Origin of the sequence: Tepidibacillus decaturensis (genome assembly GCF_001561915.1) — a bacterium.
In the GTDB taxonomy this organism is placed as follows: Bacteria; Bacillota; Bacilli; order Tepidibacillales; family Tepidibacillaceae; genus Tepidibacillus_B; species Tepidibacillus_B infernus.
Genome location: NZ_LSKU01000001.1, coordinates 1,756,942 through 1,758,975, shown reverse-complemented (window position 1 = coordinate 1,758,975; position 2,034 = coordinate 1,756,942). Strand labels below are relative to the sequence as shown.

The following is a 2,034-nucleotide window of genomic DNA, read 5'->3' as shown; positions in this document are numbered from 1 at the left end:
GGGCCAGCCTCCTACCCGATTTAATAAGCACGGGCAAACATGACAGTAGTGGTACTTTCTTTTCCACAGCACACACATTTTCCGCTACCTTCTCTTTGTTTAAATGGGATATTACGAGCCGTTGCTCCGGTTTCTTCTTTTATTTTATCTAAACAAGCGATATCCTCACACCACCAGCTTTGCATAAAGCCTTTTTCTTTTAGCAATTGTTCTTTCATTTCCTCAATGCTATTTACTTCAAAAGTATGAGTTTCCATAAATGCTTTTGCTTTATTAAACATATCTTCTTGAATTTGATCTAACTTAATTTTAATCGTTTCAACAATATTAGCAAGAGGAAGAAACTCTTTTTCACCAGTGTCCCTTCTTGCTAAAACAAATTGTCCTTTCTCCATATCTTTAGGGCCTAGTTCGATTCGGATTGGTACGCCACGCATTTCATACTCATTGAATTTCCATCCAGGTGTATATTCTTCACGGTCGTCTACTTTTACGCGTACACCTTGTTGTTTTAATTGTTGGGCTATTTCTTGAGCTTTTATTTTTACTCCCTCTTTATCACCACGAAGGATTGGTACGATAACCACTTGAATAGGTGCGACACGAGGAGGTAAAGCAAGACCACGGTCATCACTATGGGTCATAATCAGGCCACCGATCATTCGAGTCGAAGATCCCCATGAGGTTTGGTAAACATATTGTAACGTATTGTTTTGGTCGGAAAATTGAATCTCAAATACTTTAGAGAAATTTTGGCCTAAATTATGTGAAGTACCAGCTTGTAATGCTTTACCGTCACTCATTAAAGCCTCAATACTATAAGTATGATCAGCACCAGCAAACTTTTCATTTTCAGTTTTCTTACCAACGATAACAGGCATAGCAAGGACTTCTTCAACAAAAGATCGATATACTTCTAACATTGTTAACGCTTCTTCTTCTGCTTCTTCATTTGTAGAATGAGCAGTATGACCTTCTTGCCATAAGAATTCAGATGTACGTAAAAATGGTTTCGTACTTTTCTCCCAGCGCATCACGTTAGCCCATTGGTTTAATTTCATAGGTAGATCACGATAAGATTGAATCCATTGGCTCATCATCGAGCAGATAATGGTTTCAGAGGTTGGACGAACCACAAGGCGTTCCTCTAAAGGCTCATTTCCGCCTTGAGTAACCCATGCAACCTCCGGTGCAAAACCTTCAACGTGACTCATTTCTTTTTGTAAATAGGATTCTGGGATTAAGAGTGGGAAATAGGCATTATCATGTCCAGTTTCTTTAATTCTAGAGTCAAGTTCCTTTTGCATATTTTCCCAAATGGCATAACCATATGGCTTAATCACCATTGTTCCTTTGACAGGACCGTAATCCATTAAATCTGCCTTTTTCACAATATCTAAATACCAGCGGGAATAATCTTCTTCTTTACTCTGGATTTCTTTAACAAACTTTTTGTCTTCCATTTCTAACGCTCCTTTTTTAATGGTAAAAAATAAGGAGCCATTTCATCCTAAAGGACGAAAGACTCCGTGGTACCACCTTTATTAACACATAGGAAAAATCATATGTGTTCACTCAACCCTTGTAACGTAAGGGGAACGATCAGTTCCTCACAGATTTCTCGGGAATGGGTTCTGTTTGTAGATTGGAAGAACTTGCAGCCAAGGTTCTTCTCTCTATAGCAATCGAAACAAACATACTAGTTCCTTCATCGAATTGCATTTATTAGGTTAATTGTTATTTTATTATAACGATTGAAAATAAAAAGTCAAGTATACAAGAAAATATAGTTTTTAGTTTATTTAGGTTATTTTGCAGTAAGTAATGAAACAAAGTCTTTAAATTTATAAATTTGTTTATCATGTTCAATTAGTTTAGCTTCAAGGTATTTAAGATCTTCTTTTGTAGTCATATTTTCCATGATATGATTAACGTTTGCGGATAACTCTAAAATAGCAAGTTTTAGTGCATCAAAGTCTTCTTTTGTCGCCATTTTCTCAAGATCTTTCTTTGTAGCCATGGATAGCCTAATGG

Annotated in this window: 1 protein-coding gene, 1 pseudogene and 1 other annotated feature; the gene and the pseudogene both read right to left on the bottom strand. The window is 36.6% G+C overall.

The window, feature by feature from the left end; all coding sequences use genetic code 11:
* Positions 1 to 20: 20 nt before the first annotated feature.
* Positions 21 to 1,463, bottom strand: coding sequence for a proline--tRNA ligase (proS, locus tag U473_RS08330; protein ID WP_068725259.1), 1,443 nt, complete (start codon positions 1,461 to 1,463; stop codon positions 21 to 23).
* 47 nt (positions 1,464 to 1,510) lie between these two features.
* Positions 1,511 to 1,721, bottom strand: a binding site (T-box leader).
* A gap of 86 nt (positions 1,722 to 1,807) precedes the next feature.
* Positions 1,808 to 2,034 (bottom strand): annotated as a pseudogene (locus tag U473_RS08325) (hypothetical protein); the annotation flags it as partial.